Below are 14,492 nucleotides of genomic sequence, written 5' to 3' on the forward strand. Positions count from 1 at the left end.
CTGCCGGTGTGTGCATGCGGGGCGCAGGTGTGCGCCACGGCGTCCGGCACGGAATCCCTGCGTGCCGGACACCACGCGTCGGCTCAGGCCGGTTGCGCCTCGGCACCTTCGCGCTGCAAGGGGTTGGGCAGGGCCTGGCCGTTTTCGGTAAACCCCAGCGAGACCGAGTTCAGGCAGTGGCGTTCGCCGGTCGGCGGCGGGCCGTCGGGGAAGACGTGGCCCAGGTGGCTGTCGCAGCGCGCGCAGACGATCTCGGTGCGGATCATGCCGTAGCTGATGTCGCGGATCTCGCGCACATGGGCGGCGTCGTAGGGCGCGAAGAAGCTTGGCCAGCCGGTGCCGGATTCGAACTTGGCGCTGGAGCGGAACAACGGCAAGCCGCACAGGCGGCAGGTGTAGACGCCGTCGAGCTTGTTGTCCAGGAACACCCCGCAGAATGGCGCTTCGGTGCCATGGTGCAGCAGCACGCGCTGTTCCTCGTCGCTGAGCCCGGCGATCAGGGCGTCGCGCTGGGCGGGGGAGGGAGGGGTCAGGTCGAACTGGCTCATGGGGTTCTCGCATGCGCGCGCTGGCAGGGGTGCCGCGCCTGCACCCGTGATGTGGGCGTTGTCGGCATGGTTCAAGCGTGCGGGTGACCAAGCCCCTCTTCTGCCGGGGCGCCACGGCACAGCTTGCGCGCCACTGGCGCGCGTGCCTTGGTGCGCCTGCGCCAGCGGCGCAGGCCGGGGCGCGGAGCGGGGGGCTGAGGGCATGGCGGCGGGGCCATGGCCCAGTACTGATTGCCAGGTGTTGCACGCACCCTCATCCGGCGCTGCGCGCCACCTTCTCCCGCCGGGAGAAGGATGCTTTCGCGCCGCTATCACCTCACGAACGCGTTCATCCCGCAGCCAATCTCCCGCATTGCCGCAGTACATCGGCGCCCCCATCCAGACGGTACTCCTCGATCAAGCACGGTGTCCGTCATGGCGATTCCTTCTTCGATGCGCGGCCTGCTGCTGTGTGGTCTGTTGCTTGCCGCAGGCGCGGCAACGGCGCAATCGGCCACCAGCACACGCGCGTCCAATACCCTGCAGCCGATCACCAGCCCCACGCCCGCCCAGCCCACGCTGACCGCACCGCGCGTCGTGCAGCCTGCGCCGGGCACGGCTCCGGTGCCCTCGCAGCTCGGCCAGCGCCCGTCCGCGCCCACCATTCCGACCCGTGGCCCGGCACAGACGCCGGTGGCACCGGCCGGCAGCCAGGTTGCGCCGGCCAGTGCGCCGATGGTCTACGACCGCAATGGCCGCTTGTTGCAGGGCATGCAGCCGGCTGGCGCCAACCGGGTGCTGGATACCAAGACCGGGCGCTACTACGACGCGGTCCCGGCCGGCGACGGCATGCGCGTGGTGCGCTGACCCACGCTGTCACGAATCCCGAATCCCAGCCATCAGCCTTCGATCGGCAACGCCAGGGTCTCCTTGACCTCTTCCATCACGATGTAGCTCTTGGATTCGCGCACATGCGGCATGGTCAGCAAGGTACTGCCGAGCAGCTTGCGATACGACGCCATCTCGCTGATGCGCGCCTTGAGCAGGTAGTCGAAATCGCCCGACACCAGATGGCACTCCAGCACGTTGGGCAGCTTGAGCGCGGCGCGGCGGAACTCCTCGAAGATGTCGCCGGACTTGTAGGCCAGGCTGATCTCGACGAACACCAGCAGGCTGGCCTTGAGATAGTGCGGGTCCAGCCGCGCGTAGTAACCGGTGATGGCGCCATCGCGCTCCAGCCGGCGTACGCGCTCGGTGCAGGGGGTGGTCGACAGACCCACCCGCTCGCCCAGTTCGGTAAAGGAAATCCGCCCCTCCTGCTGCAGGATGCGCAGGATCTTGCGGTCGATCTTGTCCAGCTCGCGGGTGCGGGTCGTCATCGGGTCTGCTTCCACAAGTTTTGACAGGAGGATTCACTGCCAAGGTGCGCTGATTCCAGAAATGGCACTGCCTGGCTCGCAATATACTGCGTCTAACTATCCCCCTCGGCGCCTGGTTGTGGGGGAATACCCTTTCCAGGAGAACGACATGCGGGTGCTCATTCTCGGTAGCGGCGTCATCGGCACCACCACGGCCTGGTATCTGGCGCAGGCCGGTTGCCAGGTCACCGTGGTCGACCGCCAGCCGGCGGCGGCGCTGGAGACCAGCTATGCCAACGCCGGCCAGCTGTCGTTTGGCTACACCTCGCCATGGGCTGCGCCCGGCGTGCCCGGCAAGGCGATGAAGTGGCTGTTCGAGCAGCATGCACCGTTGTCGATCCGGCCCACCCGCGACCTGCGACAACTGGCCTGGCTCAGCCAGATGCTGCGCAACTGCACCGCCGAGCGCTATGCGGTGAACAAGGCGCGCATGGTGCGCATGTCCGACTACAGCCGTGATTGCCTGAACGCATTGCGTGCCAGCACCGGCATCGAATTCGAAGGCCGCCAGCTCGGCACCACCCAGCTGTTCCGCACCCAGCAGCAACTGGATGCCGCCGCGCAGGACATCGAGGTGCTGGCCCAGTACGGCGTGCCCTACGAGCTGCTGACCCCGGCGCAGATCGCGCAGTTCGAACCGGGCCTGGCCGGCGGTGGCGCGCAGATGGCCGGTGCCTTGCGCCTGCCCGAAGACCAGACCGGCGACTGCCGGCTGTTCACCCAGCGCCTGGCCGAACTGGCCACGCAGGCCGGGGTAGAGTTCCGCTACGGGCAGCAGATCGAGCATCTGCAGCACGCAGGCGGGCGCGTCACCGGCGTGCAGATCGATGGCCGCATCGAAACCGCCGACCGCTACGTGCTGGCGTTGGGCAGCTATTCGGCCGACCTGCTGCTCTCGCTCGGCCTGCATCTGCCGGTGTATCCGCTCAAGGGCTACTCGCTGACCATTCCGATCGTGGACGCACAGCGCGCGCCGACCTCCACGGTGCTGGACGAGAGCTACAAGATCGCGCTGACCCGCTTCGACGACCGTATCCGCGTCGGCGGCATGGCCGAGGTGGCCGGCTTCGACCTGTCCTTGAATCCGCGCCGCCGCGCCACGCTGGAGATGGTGGTCAACGACCTGTTTCCCGGGGCCGGCGATCTGGCCCAGGCCGAGTTCTGGACCGGCCTGCGCCCGGCCACGCCGGACGGCACGCCGGTGGTCGGCGCCACGCCGTATGCCAACCTGTTCCTCAATACCGGCCACGGCACCCTGGGCTGGACCATGGCCTGTGGGTCTGGCCGCTACCTGGCCGACCTGATGCAGGGCCGCACGCCCGACATCGATAGCGAAGGCCTGGACATCTTCCGTTACCTGTCGCCACGCAGCGCACGCGCGCAGCAGGAGGCCGCGTAGTGCGTCCTGCGCAAGCGTTGATCGACCTGGACGCATTGCGTCACAACTACCGCCTGGCCAGGCGCCTGGGCAACAGCAAGGCCCTGGCGGTGCTCAAGGCCGATGCCTACGGCCACGGCGCGGTGCGCTGCGCGCAGGCGCTGGACGGCGAGGCCGACGGCTTTGCGGTGGCCTGCATCGAAGAAGCGCTGGAGCTGCGCCAGGCCGGCATCCGCGCGCCGATCCTGCTGCTGGAAGGGTTCTTCGAACACGACGAACTGCGCCTGATTGCCGAGCACGATCTGTGGACGGTGGTGGCCACGCCGCAGCAGGTGCGCGCGCTGGCCGAGTTCCAGAGCCCGCGTCCGTTGCGGGTGTGGCTGAAGCTGGACAGCGGCATGCACCGGCTGGGCCTGTCGCCGGAAGATTTCCGTGCGGCGTGGCTGCGTCTGCGCGGGCTGCCGCAGATCGCCTCGCTGGTGCTGATGACCCATCTGGCGCGCGCCGACGAGCTGGAGTGCAGCCGCACCGACGAACAGGCGGTGGCGTTCGCGCTGACCGCCGGCGGCATGCCTGCGGAAACCAGCCTGCGCAATTCGCCCGGCCTGCTTGGCTGGCCGGCGCTGCGCAACGACTGGTCGCGTCCGGGGCTGATGCTGTACGGCGCAAACCCGTTCCCGCAGGACACCGACATCACCGCGCAGCTGCGTCCGGTGATGACGCTGCGCTCGCGCATCATCTCGGTGCGCGAGCTGCCGGCCGGCGAGCCGGTGGGCTACGGCGCACGTTTCGTCGCCGAACGGCCGACCCGCGTGGGCGTGGTGGCGATGGGCTATGCCGACGGCTATCCGCAGTTTGCCCCCAACGGCACGCCGGTGCTGGTGGATGGACAGGTCTGCCCGCTGATCGGCCGCGTGTCGATGGACATGCTGACCGTGGATCTCACCGGGCATCCGCAGGCCGACATCGGTGCCAGCGTGCAGCTCTGGGGAGATGCGCCGCGTGTCAGTCCGCTGGCAACGCAGTGCAATGTCAGCGCGTATCAGCTGCTGTGCGGACTCAAGCGCGTGCCGCGGGTGTATGTGGGCGAGGCTGCAGTGGGCGAGGGCCTCACGCGGTGAGGTGTGTCCCTTCTCCCATCGGGAGAAGCTGCCCCGAAGGGAAGGATGAGGAGACGTGCGAAGCCACAGGCATTTGGAACGACACGTGGGCTTCGCCCCATACCCTCACCCCAACCCCCGCTCCGCGCCCGGCCCGCGCCAGCAGCGCGGGCACTCCAAGGCCCGCGCTGCTGGCGCGCAGGCAGTGCCTTATCGCCCCGCCGGGAGAGGGGCGATGAGGGGTTGTCGTACGCCGGAAGTGCGCTAGTAACTCCTATGGCGCTGTTAACCGTCATGGCATTGCGGATGCGTAATCGCCTTGCGCTATGAATAAAAACGGCGCGTCGCGACGCGCCGTTCTCACACAAAGCCGAGTTGCTTTTCTGGCGCCGTCAGCACCAACCAATCACAGCCCGGCCGTGCTCCGGTCGCCGCGGAACTGCTTGCGCACCCAGTCGTCGATCATCGCCTTCTCGAAGCGCAGCGGGTCGCTGTCGGTCAGGCGCGGTCCGCTCATCAGAAACGCCGAATCCACCAGCTTGCGTTCGCCCTGGTCGATCACCTGGCCATCGGCGCCGGTCAGCGTGTAGTTGAAGCTCAGGCGCGGCGGGTAGATGTCCTTGACGATGCGCACGTCCTGCATGCGTGGCCCGCGCCAGGGCTCGTACTGGCCGGCGCGGCGGATGTCGGTGATGGTCACGCTCAGGCGCTGGCCGTCGGGGAGTTTGCGCGCGGCGCTCTGCTGGAAATAGCTCGCCAGCTGGGTGACCCAGTCGCCACGCTGTGCTTCCCAGCGGTTGCCGCTGAAGCGCACTTCGGAAAACTGTGCCGGATCGGTCCAGCGGACATCGACCTTGCCGTCGCCGCTCAGCGCGCGCGGCGCCTGTGGATCGGTGACGTTACGAACACGTGCCTGCGCGCCGGTTGCCGCGAGCAGTCCTGCCAGCAACAGGCTGGCGCCGCAAAGGCTGGAACGTTTCATGGAGAGTCTCCAAGCGGAAGGTACGTGGAAGTACCGGGCGTTTCTGCAGTGTGGGGGCGCGTCTGCTTGCCGGCAACGCTTGCCGCGCAAGGCCTGGCAGGTCATTGCCACGCGGTTAATCCGCGGCGTCGGCACCATGACGGCGGGTTCACTGCGCCTGCGCCTGCGCTTCACGGCGCAGCCGGGAAGATCGCCAGCATGGACACCCACTCTTTCCGCACAAAATCAGCCTCTTCGGCGCCGGCACACATGCCGTCGGACGTGCGCCTGCAGTTCATCGACTGGGCGAAGCAGCACGGCCACAACCCCGCTACCGGGGCGGCCGCCTTCGTCGCCCTGCAAAGCGAGGTGGACCTGGATCTGGCAACGCGCACGCTGCGCCTGGCACCGGGGGCCTCGCCGCGCGAGGCCTTGCGCGAGCACCTGGCCGCATTGGCGCGCCAGGGCGATGTGGCGGTGCAGTTTCCGCCGGTCTACGCCTACACCGCCGCCAACGGGCTGGAGTATCGCTACTCGCTGATGCTGGTGATTGCCGAGGATTGCGTGGAGTGGACCGGGCGGGTGTGGCAGGACCTGGATTACCAGGGAATGCTTACCGGCCGGGGCCAGGGTCCGCGTGCCAACTACACCCAACTGGCGCGGATGGCGCTGGAACACGAGCTTGATCAGGAGCGTCCCCGTTATGTCCAGGCATGAACTCGAACTGCAGCTGCCGCTGGGCGCACAGGTCGCCACCGGCGAAGATGGTTTCAGCGAGCGCTGCCGCAGCGAATGCGCCAAGCTCGGCCTGTCGCGGGTGAGGCTGCTGTTGCTCGACGCAGAGTACGCGCGCTCCACCGCCTGGCGCGAAGAAGCGCAGCGCTGGATGGACGAGCAATTGCGCCGCGAAGGTGAGTGGGTGTTCCGCGGCGTGATCGCCGGGATCGTGGTGCTGGCGGCATGCATCGCGCTGTGCGCGGCGCTGTTGTGGTGATCGCCGGGGAACCGGCTGGATGCATGTGAACCGGGTCGGCTGGCTGTGCACCCGCTGACGACACCGTGCGTGCTTTCATCTGCCCGTCATCCGCCCTGGCATCACCCCTGGATCCCGATTTGAGCACCTCGACCACCCGCCCCGATCTGGCCACCGGCCTCCCGGCAGCATCCGCCGAGCCCTTCCTCGACCCGGGGATGTACCACGAGATCTTCCATAACCTGGATGCGGGGTTTTGCGTCATCGACATGGTGTTCGATGGCGACCAGGCCGTCGATTACGTGTTCCGTATGACCAATGACGCGTTCGAGCGTTACACCGGTCTGTCTGACGTAGTGAACGTGTCCATTCGCGGCATGCTGGCCGACCACGAACAGGAGTGGTTCGACCGCTACGGTCATGTCGCCCGCACCGGTAACCGCATCCACTTCGAAATGCAGGCCAAGGCGCTGCGCCGCTGGTACTCGGTGGATGCGTTCCGGGTCGGTCAGCCCGAGCAGGCGCGGGTGGCGGTGTTGTTCATGGACATCACCGAGCGCAAGCGGGTGGAGCGCGAGCTGGCCGAGAGCGAGGCTCGCTTCAGCGCGCTGGCCGACGGCCTGCCGATGCCGGTCTGGGTGCTGGACGCGCAGGGCGTGGTGCGCTTCGTCAACAGCGCGTATGGCGAATTCTTCGGCATCGACATTTCCAGCGGCACGGTCTCGGCCTGGAGCGAGTTGCTGCATCCGGACGACCTGTCGATCTTCCAGTTCGAACTCGCCGCCGCGCTGGACGAACAGCGCGGCCTGCATGCGCTGGTGCGTGCGCGTCGCCACGACGGGCAGTGGCGCTGGATCGAGATGACCGCCACGCCGCGCTACTCGGCCGACGGGCGCTTCATCGGCCTGGCCGGCAGCAGCCCGGACGTGACCGAACAGCGCGAGATCGAACTGGCGCGCGAGCAACTGCTCGAATCCGAGCGCAGTGCGCGCAACGAAGCCGAGAGCATGGCGCGGCTGAAGGACGAGTTCCTGGCCACCTTGTCGCACGAGCTGCGCACGCCGCTGACCACCATCCTGGGGTGGAGCGAGCTGTTGCTGCAGCGGGTCGAGGAAGGCCATCCCAACTACAAGGGCCTGTCGGTGATCGCCAGCAGCGCCCGCGCGCAGAAACGCCTGATCTCGGACATGCTCGATCTCAGCAGCATGTTGCTGGGCAAGGTGCAGCTGGAGGTCGAGTCGCTGGACCTGGCCGAGCAGGTGCGCGAAGCCTTGAACACCCAGGAGCTGGCGGCCGAGGGCAAGGACCAGGTGCTGGAGGTGCATGCCCCGTCGACGCCGTGCCTGGTGCTTGGCGATGCCACGCGGCTGCAGCAGGTGTTGTGGAATCTGCTGTCCAATGCGATCAAGTTCACTCCGGCGCATGGCCGCATCGACGTCACCATCGAGCGCGACGATGGCCACGTGCTGGTGTCGGTGCGCGATTCGGGCGACGGTATCGCAGCCGAATTCCTGCCGCATCTGTTCGGCCGGTTCCGCCAGGCCGACGGCACCACCACGCGCCAGCACGGCGGCCTGGGCCTGGGCCTGGCGATCGTGCAGCAGCTGGTGGAAATGCATGGCGGCCAGGTCAGCGCCACCAGTGGCGGGCGCGGCAAGGGCGCCACGTTCACGGTGCGCCTGCCCGAGCATGTTCCCGACCAGGCCAGGCGTCCGCGGCGCGAGCTGCGCCGGCGGCTGATGTCCGAGCAGATCATCGAAGCGCGTGCGCTCAATGGCCTGCGCCTGCTGGCGGTGGAAGATCAGCCGGACATGCTCGACTACCTGCGCCGCCTGCTGGAAGAGCAGGGCGCCGAAGTGGTCACCGCCGGCAGCGCCACCGATGCGCTGGCGTTGATCGATCATCGCGGCCACGCACGCTTCGATCTGATGCTGACCGACATCGGCATGCCGGGGATGGACGGCTACGGGCTGATCCGCACCGTGCGCGACAACCTGGGGCTGGATGCGGCAGCACTGCCGGCGGTGGCCGTGACCGCACTGGCACGCGACGACGATCGCAAGCGCGCGCTGGACTCCGGTTTCCAGGAGCATCTGGCCAAGCCCTACAGCGTCGCCCAGCTGGTCACCGCAGTGCGCGCCGCGCGCGAATCGGTGGAGTGAGACCGAAGGCGGGTCTGATGTCGCGCCGCTGCGTCGTCGAAAAACCCGCAGCCAGGTATGAGGCTGTTTGCTGCCTCTTTCACAGCATGTGGCCTAGCGTGATGCACTCCCTCGATGGAGATGACGCCATGTCCAGATACGCCCCGCACGTCTATTCGGAACAAGTGCAGATCGCCACGCTCGAACATTGGGTCTCGCTGCTCGGTGGCCAGGAGCGCGTCCGCGTCGAACTCGACGACGGCAGCATGATCAGCGGCACCGTTGCGGTGCGCCCGAGCATCCAGACCTACCTGGACGACCAGCAGCGCGAAGGGCTCAACGGCCAGCTGCGCATTGACCAGCTGGACGCCGCACAGGAGCCGCACTGGATCTGGATGGACCGCATCGTGGCCGTGCATCCGTTGCCATTGGGCAGTGATCCGCAAGCCGCGCCCTGAACGATGCATTGACGATGTGTTTACTTCTCGTCGTGGCGGTGACGGCATGATGGCCGATTGTCGCAACTGTTCAGGATTGCCCGCGCAATGAATGCTCCCGCGTTGAAGCTTGCCCGCTGGCCGCTGTCGTTACTGACCGTCGCCGTCCTCGCCGCCTGCGGCGACACCGCCACGCTTGCCATCGAACAGGGGACCGGGCCGAACCCGCAATTGCCCGAGCCGGTCAAACGCCTGATCCCCACCGTCAAGGTGGCGCCGGTCAAGCGCTGGACCGAGAACGCCAAGCCGATCGCCGCCGACGACCTGCAGGTTGCCGCGTTCGCGCGTGATCTGGACCACCCGCGTTGGATCTATGTGCTGCCGAACGGCGACGTGCTGGTGGCCGAAACCGCCGAGCCGCCAAAACCGGACAGCGCCGAAGGCGGTGGCATTCGCAAGAAGGTGCAGGGCGCGATGATGAGCAAGGCCGGTGCCGTGGTGCCCAGCGCCAACCGCATCACCTTGCTGCGCGATGCCGACGGCGACGGCGTGGCCGAAGTGCGTACCCAGTTCATCAGCGGCCTGTTTTCGCCATTCGGCATGGCCCTGGTCGGCGATCGTTTCTACGTGGCCAATGCCGATGCGCTGGTGAGCTTCCCGTACAAGCCCGGCGAAACGCATATCACCGCCAAGCCGACCTTCGTGGCCAATCTGCCTGGCGGGCTGAATCACCACTGGACCAAGTCGCTGCTGGCCAGTGCCGATGGCAGCAAGCTGTACGTCGGCGTCGGCTCCAACAGCAATGTGGCCGAAAACGGCATGGAGGCCGAACTCAACCGTGCGGCGATTCTGGAGATCGACCCGGCCACCGGCAGCAGCCGCGTGTTTGCCAGCGGCCTGCGCAATCCGGTCGGCACCGCCTGGGAGCCGCAGAGCAAGTCGCTGTGGGTCGTGGTCAACGAGCGCGACGAGATCGGCAGCGATCTGGTGCCCGACTACCTCACGTCGGTGCGCGACGGCGGCTTTTATGGCTGGCCGTACAGCTACTACGGCCAGCACGTGGACGAGCGGGTCAAGCCGCAAAACCCCGAGCTGGTGGCCAAGGCGCTCAAGCCCGATTACGCGTTGGGCCCGCATACCGCTTCGCTCGGTCTGAGCTTTGCCAGCGGAAGCCTGCTGCCGGAGCGCTTCCGGCAGGGCGCCTTCATCGGCCAGCACGGCTCGTGGAATCGCGATCCGCCCAGCGGCTACAAGGTGTTGTTCGTGCCGTTTGCCGACGGCAAGCCCAGCGGCACGCCGATCACCGTACTGGATGGTTTCCTGGACGCCGAGGGCAATGCACAGGGGCGCCCGGTGGGCGTGAGCCCGGACAATACCGGCGCGCTGCTGGTGGCCGACGATGTCGGGAACGTGATCTGGCGGGTGACACCGAAGACGCGCTGATCCCGGCCGTCAAACAGGAAAAACCGGGCCCAGGCCCGGTTTTTTCATGCGCGTTCCGCTATCGCACGCGCTTATTGCGCCGGTGCGCTCAGCGCGGCGATTCGGGCGACGCGCTGAAACGTCGTGCATAGCCGCGCTCCTCGGTGATCCGGCTGATGTCTTCATCGGCCATCTCCGGTGCGCCATAGACCGCATACGCCACGCTGCCGTCATCGCGCTCGCCGACTTGGTGCAGGCGATAACGCGGCCGGCCCGCGCCGGTGTTTTCGGGGTAATGCATCGGTGGCGGGGTGTCATCCAGATCCATTTCGCTGTTGTCGACCACTCCACCTACGAACAGGGCTCGCATCGCGTCTCTCCGGTATTGGTGTGATTCCAGCCTAGGTGGGCGGATGTTGCGTGCGCATCAATAGTCCGTATAGACATTGGAAGGGCCGCGGTCTGCAGGTCACGCAATCGAACGCCCGTTCAAACCAGCACCAGGGCGGGGGACAGGCAGTGCTCCCTTACAATGGCAGCCTGTTCCCGACCCGATGATCCGATGGCTGGCCCGCACGATGCCCCGCTTCAAGCCCTGTTTCTGCCCTTTGCCCAGGGCGTGCTGCCGTGGCCCAGCGGCCCGGTGCTGTTCCTGCGCGCGCGCGACGGCTTTCCGCTGCGCGCGCATGCGGCGGCCGATGCACTGACCTGCGAGCAGAGCTTTCGCCCGTTCGCCGAGGCGCTGGAGCGCAACGGTTGGAGCGTGCGCGAAGAGGGCCAGATCGGGGCCGACAGCACCCGTTACGCCCTGGTGCTGGTGCTACCGCCGCGGCAACGCGAGGAAGCGCGTGCCTTGTTTGCGCGCGCGGTCGCGCTGGCTGCGCCGGGCGGCCGCGTGGTGGCCTGCCAGTCCAACAACGAGGGCGCGCGCTCGGGCGAGGCCGATCTGCGTCAGCTCACCGGCCTGGCCGGCAGCCTGACCAAGCACCATTGCCGCACCTACTGGAGCCCGCCGCTGCCCGCCGACACCGATGCGGCGCTGCAGGCGCGCTGGGCCGCGCTGGATGCGCCGCGCCCGATCCTGGACGGACGCTTCGTCAGCCGCCCCGGTGTGTTCGCCTGGGACCGCATCGATCCTGCCTCGGCGCTGCTGGTCGAGCATCTGCCGGGCACGCTGGCCGGGCACGGTGCCGACCTGGGCGCGGGCTTCGGCTATCTGTCGGCCGAGGTGCTGGCGCGTTGTCCCAAGGTCACCGGACTGGATCTGTACGAGGCCGAGGCGCGTGCACTCACCCTGGCGCAGCGCAATCTGCAGGCCATCGCGCATCCGGCGCAGTTGCAGTACCACTGGCGCGACGTCACCGCCGGCCTGGCGGCGCAGTACGATTTCATCGTCAGCAACCCGCCGTTCCACACGCCTTCGCGCGCCGACCGCCCGGATATCGGTCAGCGCTTCATTGCCGTGGCCGCGCAGGCGCTGCGCCCGGGTGGGCAGCTGCTGCTGGTCGCCAACCGGCATCTGCCCTACGAATACGTGCTCAACGAAAGCTTCGGGCAGGTGCGCGTGGCCGCCGAACGCGACGGGTTCAAGCTGATTTCCGCCATCCGCGGCCGCGGAGCGCGCGCATGAAGCTGGTCAAGCACATCGCCAATCTCGGCTACGGCAGCCGCAAGCAGGTGACCCAGCTGTTTCGCCAGGGCGCGGTCACCGATGCCGCCGGCGAGGTGCTGTATGCCGACGATCAGGTGGAGCACGATGCGATCCGCATCGATGGCGAGCCGCTGGATCCGCCACCGGGTCTGAGCCTGTTGCTGCACAAGCCCGGCGGCTACACCTGCTCGACCAAGGACACCGGCCGGCTGATCTACGAACTGCTGCCGCCGCGCTTCCGCTCGCGCGCACCGGTGCTGGCGCCGGTGGGGCGGCTGGACCGCGAGACCAGCGGCCTGTTGCTGATGACCGACGACGGCGCGCTGCTGCACCGGATCATTTCGCCCAAGTCGGCACTGGACAAGGTCTACGACGTCACCCTGGCCGAGGACCTGCGCGGCGACGAAGCGGCGCTGTTTGCCAGCGGCACGCTCCTGCTGGAAGGCGAAACCAAGCCGCTGCTGCCGGCCGAACTGGACGTGCTCGGCCCACGCCAGGCACGCCTGACCTTGCACGAAGGCCGCTATCACCAGGTGCGGCGCATGTTCGCCGCCGCCGGCAATCACGTGGTGGCCTTGCACCGCAGCCGCATCGGTGGCTTGTCGCTGGATGGCCTGCCGTCCGGGCAATGGCGCGCGTTGGCGGCGGACGATCTTGCGGTGTTGTTCGGCCGCAGCGCGCAGGCCTGAGCCGCGTTGCCGCTGATCGCCGATGCAGTGATCCCGACACGCGCGATTTGCTGCAAGCCACCTGCGCGGCAATCCCTCAGACGTACTGCATCTTGCGCGACATGCCGCCATCGACGATGAAGTCCTGCCCGGTCACAAAGCCCGACAGCTGCGGCGACAGCAGATAGACCGCCAGCTGCGCGATGTCGTCCGGCGTGCCGACGCGTCCGGCCGGATGCTGGGCATGGTCGCGCCGCGATAACTTGGGTGTGCGCCGGCGCTGCGGCGCGCGCCAGGCGTCGGTGCTGATCCACCCCGGGCTGATGCTGTTGACGCGCACCTGCGGGCCTTCGCTCAGCGCCAAGGCGTGGGTGAAGGCCACCAGCCCGCCCTTGGCGGCGGCATAGGCCTCGCTATGCGGCTCCGATTGCCAGGCGCGGGTGGAGGCGATATTGACGATCGCGCCGCCGCCCGGGGCCTGCGCCAAGGCGGGCAAGGCCTGCTTGCTGCACAGGAATGCGCCGTGCAGGCTGGCCAGCCTGCGATTCCACTCCTGCCAGTCCAGTTGCGGCAAGGGCGCCACATGCGGATCGGCCACGCCTGCGTTGTTGATCAGGCCATCGAGTCGCCCGAAGCGCCTGAGCGCGGTAGCGATCAGGCGCGCTGCCTGCGGTTCGCGCGCGGCATCGCAGCGCACGAAGGCACTGCGCCGCGGCAACGCCCACTCCTGCAGGCAGGCCTTGCCGGCATCGGCATCCAGGTCGCCGATCACCACGCTGCCGCCGGCGCCCAGCACCGCCTGCGCGATGCCACGGCCGATGCCTTGGGCACCACCGGTGATCACCACCACGCGGTCCTGCAACGGGGAGGGATTCCATGCGGAGACGGCGGGAGTCAGCGGCATCGGGCGCACCATGGCAGTGAGGTCGCGCGCACTGTAACGCGGGCGCCGTGGTGGCCATAGCAACGCGATTCCCGCGTGCGGCCCGGGCATGCTGGTGCCTTCTGGTGCCTTACCGCGCTGTCATCGGGGCGCCGAGCTAGGGCGCGCCGGCACGGCGCCACGTGTCTCCGACGCGGCCGTCGCGGCCGTCCGGTACCGCTGGTGCCGCCGCACGCGCTGCGGCGGTCAGTGCTGCGATGCGCTCAACAACCGTTCCCAGCCGTCCTGGCCCAGGCGTTCCAGCGTCTGGATATTGCGTTCGACAATCACGTCCGGGTCCGGGAACGCGGCCACCGCGCGCTCCACGCTGTCTTCGCGCAGCAGGTGCAAGGTGGGGAAGGGCGAGCGGTTGGTGAAGTTGGCCACGTCATCCACCGCCGCGCCTGCGAACTGATAGTCCGGATGGAAGCTGGCCACCTGCAGCACGCCGTCCAGATCCAGCGCGTCCACCGCCGCGTCGGCGTTGTCGAGGAAGTCGTTGTAGTCCAGGAAATCGGTGAGCACGTCCGGATGCACGATCAAGGTGGTGTCGATCTGCTCGGCCGGCGTGTCGCGCAGCAGCACCAGCTCCTCGGCCAGTTGTTCGAGCAGCGCCTCGGGCGTGCTGGCATCGCTGAGCACCAGCCGCACCTGCTCCTTGACGTAGACCGCCTTGGCGAATGGACACAGGTTCAAGCCGATCACCGCGCGCTCGATCCACTGGCGGGTGGCGGTCAACGGATCAAGCGTGGCAGGCGTGGGCGTCATCGTGGCGGCGGCGTGATGGTTGGCCAGTGTATGCGATCGCTGCCGGCGCGGCCGCCAGTGCCACTGCGGCGCCGAGCGGGCGCGGCCGACACGGCGAGCGGAGTGCGGGGAAAACCCGCGGCAGTT

16 protein-coding genes are annotated in these 14,492 nt (G+C 67.9%); 10 read left to right on the forward strand and 6 right to left on the reverse strand.

What is annotated here, in order from left to right; genetic code table 11:
* Positions 1-83: 83 nt before the first annotated feature.
* A complete protein-coding gene (gene msrB / locus EO141_RS06705; protein ID WP_104649337.1) occupies positions 84-548 on the reverse strand; it encodes a peptide-methionine (R)-S-oxide reductase MsrB in 465 nt (154 codons plus the stop codon).
* Between the two features lie 414 nt (positions 549-962).
* On the opposite strand from msrB, the gene EO141_RS06710 reads away from it, so the two are divergent.
* Complete coding sequence (locus tag EO141_RS06710; protein WP_127168792.1) at positions 963-1,394, forward strand: hypothetical protein; 432 nt, start codon at positions 963-965, stop codon at positions 1,392-1,394.
* 32 nt (positions 1,395-1,426) lie between these two features.
* On the opposite strand, the gene EO141_RS06715 is transcribed toward EO141_RS06710, so the two are convergent.
* Positions 1,427-1,906 (reverse strand): Lrp/AsnC ligand binding domain-containing protein, encoded by a 480-nt coding sequence (locus tag EO141_RS06715; RefSeq protein WP_024940284.1) that lies wholly within the window; start codon positions 1,904-1,906, stop codon positions 1,427-1,429.
* A 148-nt stretch (positions 1,907-2,054) separates the two neighbouring features.
* On the opposite strand from EO141_RS06715, the gene EO141_RS06720 reads away from it, so the two are divergent.
* Together EO141_RS06720 and alr are read left to right on the forward strand one after the other, a co-directional pair.
* Positions 2,055-3,344 (forward strand): D-amino acid dehydrogenase, encoded by a 1,290-nt coding sequence (locus EO141_RS06720; RefSeq protein ID WP_104649339.1) that lies wholly within the window; start codon positions 2,055-2,057, stop codon positions 3,342-3,344.
* On the forward strand, positions 3,344-4,444 hold the full coding sequence (gene alr, locus EO141_RS06725; protein WP_127168793.1) for an alanine racemase: 1,101 nt from the start codon (positions 3,344-3,346) through the stop codon (positions 4,442-4,444). The genes EO141_RS06720 and alr overlap by 1 nt, the downstream gene beginning before the upstream one ends.
* Before the next feature lie 385 nt (positions 4,445-4,829).
* Here alr and EO141_RS06730 read toward each other — a convergent pair whose 3' ends face one another.
* Positions 4,830-5,405 carry a DUF3016 domain-containing protein gene (locus EO141_RS06730; protein WP_115677853.1) on the reverse strand — a complete coding sequence of 192 codons (576 nt, stop codon included), beginning with the start codon at positions 5,403-5,405 and terminating at the stop codon, positions 4,830-4,832.
* 249 nt (positions 5,406-5,654) lie between these two features.
* Here EO141_RS06730 and EO141_RS06735 point away from each other — a divergent pair, with 249 nt between their 5' ends.
* The 5 genes from EO141_RS06735 (at position 5,655) to EO141_RS06755 (ending at position 10,378) form a co-directional block, all read left to right on the forward strand.
* Complete coding sequence (locus EO141_RS06735) at positions 5,655-6,101, forward strand: hypothetical protein (protein ID WP_164739102.1); 447 nt, start codon at positions 5,655-5,657, stop codon at positions 6,099-6,101.
* The gene (locus EO141_RS06740; protein WP_016903448.1) at positions 6,088-6,378 is read left to right on the forward strand and encodes a hypothetical protein; all 291 of its coding nucleotides are present in this window, start codon (positions 6,088-6,090) and stop codon (positions 6,376-6,378) included. The genes EO141_RS06735 and EO141_RS06740 overlap by 14 nt, the downstream gene beginning before the upstream one ends.
* 107 nt (positions 6,379-6,485) lie before the next feature.
* A complete protein-coding gene (locus EO141_RS06745; protein ID WP_104583321.1) occupies positions 6,486-8,519 on the forward strand; it encodes a PAS domain-containing sensor histidine kinase in 2,034 nt (677 codons plus the stop codon).
* A gap of 128 nt (positions 8,520-8,647) precedes the next feature.
* Positions 8,648-8,956, forward strand: coding sequence for a DUF3247 family protein (locus EO141_RS06750; protein WP_016903450.1), 309 nt, complete (start codon positions 8,648-8,650; stop codon positions 8,954-8,956).
* A gap of 87 nt (positions 8,957-9,043) precedes the next feature.
* Positions 9,044-10,378 carry a sorbosone dehydrogenase family protein gene (locus tag EO141_RS06755; protein ID WP_104649342.1) on the forward strand — a complete coding sequence of 445 codons (1,335 nt, stop codon included), beginning with the start codon at positions 9,044-9,046 and terminating at the stop codon, positions 10,376-10,378.
* A gap of 88 nt (positions 10,379-10,466) precedes the next feature.
* Here the strand turns inward: EO141_RS06755 and EO141_RS06760 are convergent, their stop codons facing one another.
* Positions 10,467-10,727 (reverse strand): hypothetical protein, encoded by a 261-nt coding sequence (locus tag EO141_RS06760; RefSeq protein ID WP_104583227.1) that lies wholly within the window; start codon positions 10,725-10,727, stop codon positions 10,467-10,469.
* Positions 10,728-10,919: 192 nt separating this feature from the next.
* Here EO141_RS06760 and EO141_RS06765 point away from each other — a divergent pair, with 192 nt between their 5' ends.
* Together EO141_RS06765 and EO141_RS06770 are read left to right on the forward strand one after the other, a co-directional pair.
* On the forward strand, positions 10,920-11,987 hold the full coding sequence (locus EO141_RS06765) for a class I SAM-dependent methyltransferase (RefSeq protein WP_127168794.1): 1,068 nt from the start codon (positions 10,920-10,922) through the stop codon (positions 11,985-11,987).
* Complete coding sequence (locus tag EO141_RS06770; RefSeq protein ID WP_127168795.1) at positions 11,984-12,697, forward strand: pseudouridine synthase; 714 nt, start codon at positions 11,984-11,986, stop codon at positions 12,695-12,697. Before EO141_RS06765 ends, EO141_RS06770 begins: the two co-directional genes overlap by 4 nt.
* A 76-nt stretch (positions 12,698-12,773) precedes the next feature.
* Here EO141_RS06770 and EO141_RS06775 read toward each other — a convergent pair whose 3' ends face one another.
* Together EO141_RS06775 and EO141_RS06780 are read right to left on the reverse strand one after the other, a co-directional pair.
* Positions 12,774-13,580, reverse strand: coding sequence for an SDR family oxidoreductase (locus EO141_RS06775; protein WP_127168796.1), 807 nt, complete (start codon positions 13,578-13,580; stop codon positions 12,774-12,776).
* Positions 13,581-13,805: 225 nt separating this feature from the next.
* The gene (locus EO141_RS06780; RefSeq protein WP_104583230.1) at positions 13,806-14,366 is read right to left on the reverse strand and encodes a DUF1415 domain-containing protein; all 561 of its coding nucleotides are present in this window, start codon (positions 14,364-14,366) and stop codon (positions 13,806-13,808) included.
* Positions 14,367-14,492 lie beyond the last annotated feature (126 nt).

Source organism: Xanthomonas sp. BRIP62415 (assembly GCF_003993515.1).
Lineage (GTDB): Bacteria > Pseudomonadota > Gammaproteobacteria > Xanthomonadales > Xanthomonadaceae > Xanthomonas > Xanthomonas euroxanthea.

Excerpts from the sequence above, each read along its gene's own strand:
- msrB (WP_104649337.1), bottom strand. The coding sequence starts at position 548 with ATGAGCCAGTTCGACCTGACCCCTCCCTCCCCCGCCCAGCGCGACGCC.
- EO141_RS06710 (WP_127168792.1), top strand. The coding sequence starts at position 963 with ATGGCGATTCCTTCTTCGATGCGCGGCCTGCTGCTGTGTGGTCTGTTG.
- EO141_RS06715 (WP_024940284.1), bottom strand. The coding sequence starts at position 1,906 with ATGACGACCCGCACCCGCGAGCTGGACAAGATCGACCGCAAGATCCTG.
- EO141_RS06720 (WP_104649339.1), top strand. The coding sequence starts at position 2,055 with ATGCGGGTGCTCATTCTCGGTAGCGGCGTCATCGGCACCACCACGGCC.
- EO141_RS06730 (WP_115677853.1), bottom strand. The coding sequence starts at position 5,405 with ATGAAACGTTCCAGCCTTTGCGGCGCCAGCCTGTTGCTGGCAGGACTG.
- EO141_RS06735 (WP_164739102.1), top strand. The coding sequence starts at position 5,655 with ATGCCGTCGGACGTGCGCCTGCAGTTCATCGACTGGGCGAAGCAGCAC.
- EO141_RS06740 (WP_016903448.1), top strand. The coding sequence starts at position 6,088 with ATGTCCAGGCATGAACTCGAACTGCAGCTGCCGCTGGGCGCACAGGTC.
- EO141_RS06750 (WP_016903450.1), top strand. The coding sequence starts at position 8,648 with ATGTCCAGATACGCCCCGCACGTCTATTCGGAACAAGTGCAGATCGCC.
- EO141_RS06755 (WP_104649342.1), top strand. The coding sequence starts at position 9,044 with ATGAATGCTCCCGCGTTGAAGCTTGCCCGCTGGCCGCTGTCGTTACTG.
- EO141_RS06760 (WP_104583227.1), bottom strand. The coding sequence starts at position 10,727 with ATGCGAGCCCTGTTCGTAGGTGGAGTGGTCGACAACAGCGAAATGGAT.
- EO141_RS06765 (WP_127168794.1), top strand. The coding sequence starts at position 10,920 with ATGGCTGGCCCGCACGATGCCCCGCTTCAAGCCCTGTTTCTGCCCTTT.
- EO141_RS06770 (WP_127168795.1), top strand. The coding sequence starts at position 11,984 with ATGAAGCTGGTCAAGCACATCGCCAATCTCGGCTACGGCAGCCGCAAG.
- EO141_RS06775 (WP_127168796.1), bottom strand. The coding sequence starts at position 13,580 with ATGCCGCTGACTCCCGCCGTCTCCGCATGGAATCCCTCCCCGTTGCAG.
- EO141_RS06780 (WP_104583230.1), bottom strand. The coding sequence starts at position 14,366 with ATGACGCCCACGCCTGCCACGCTTGATCCGTTGACCGCCACCCGCCAG.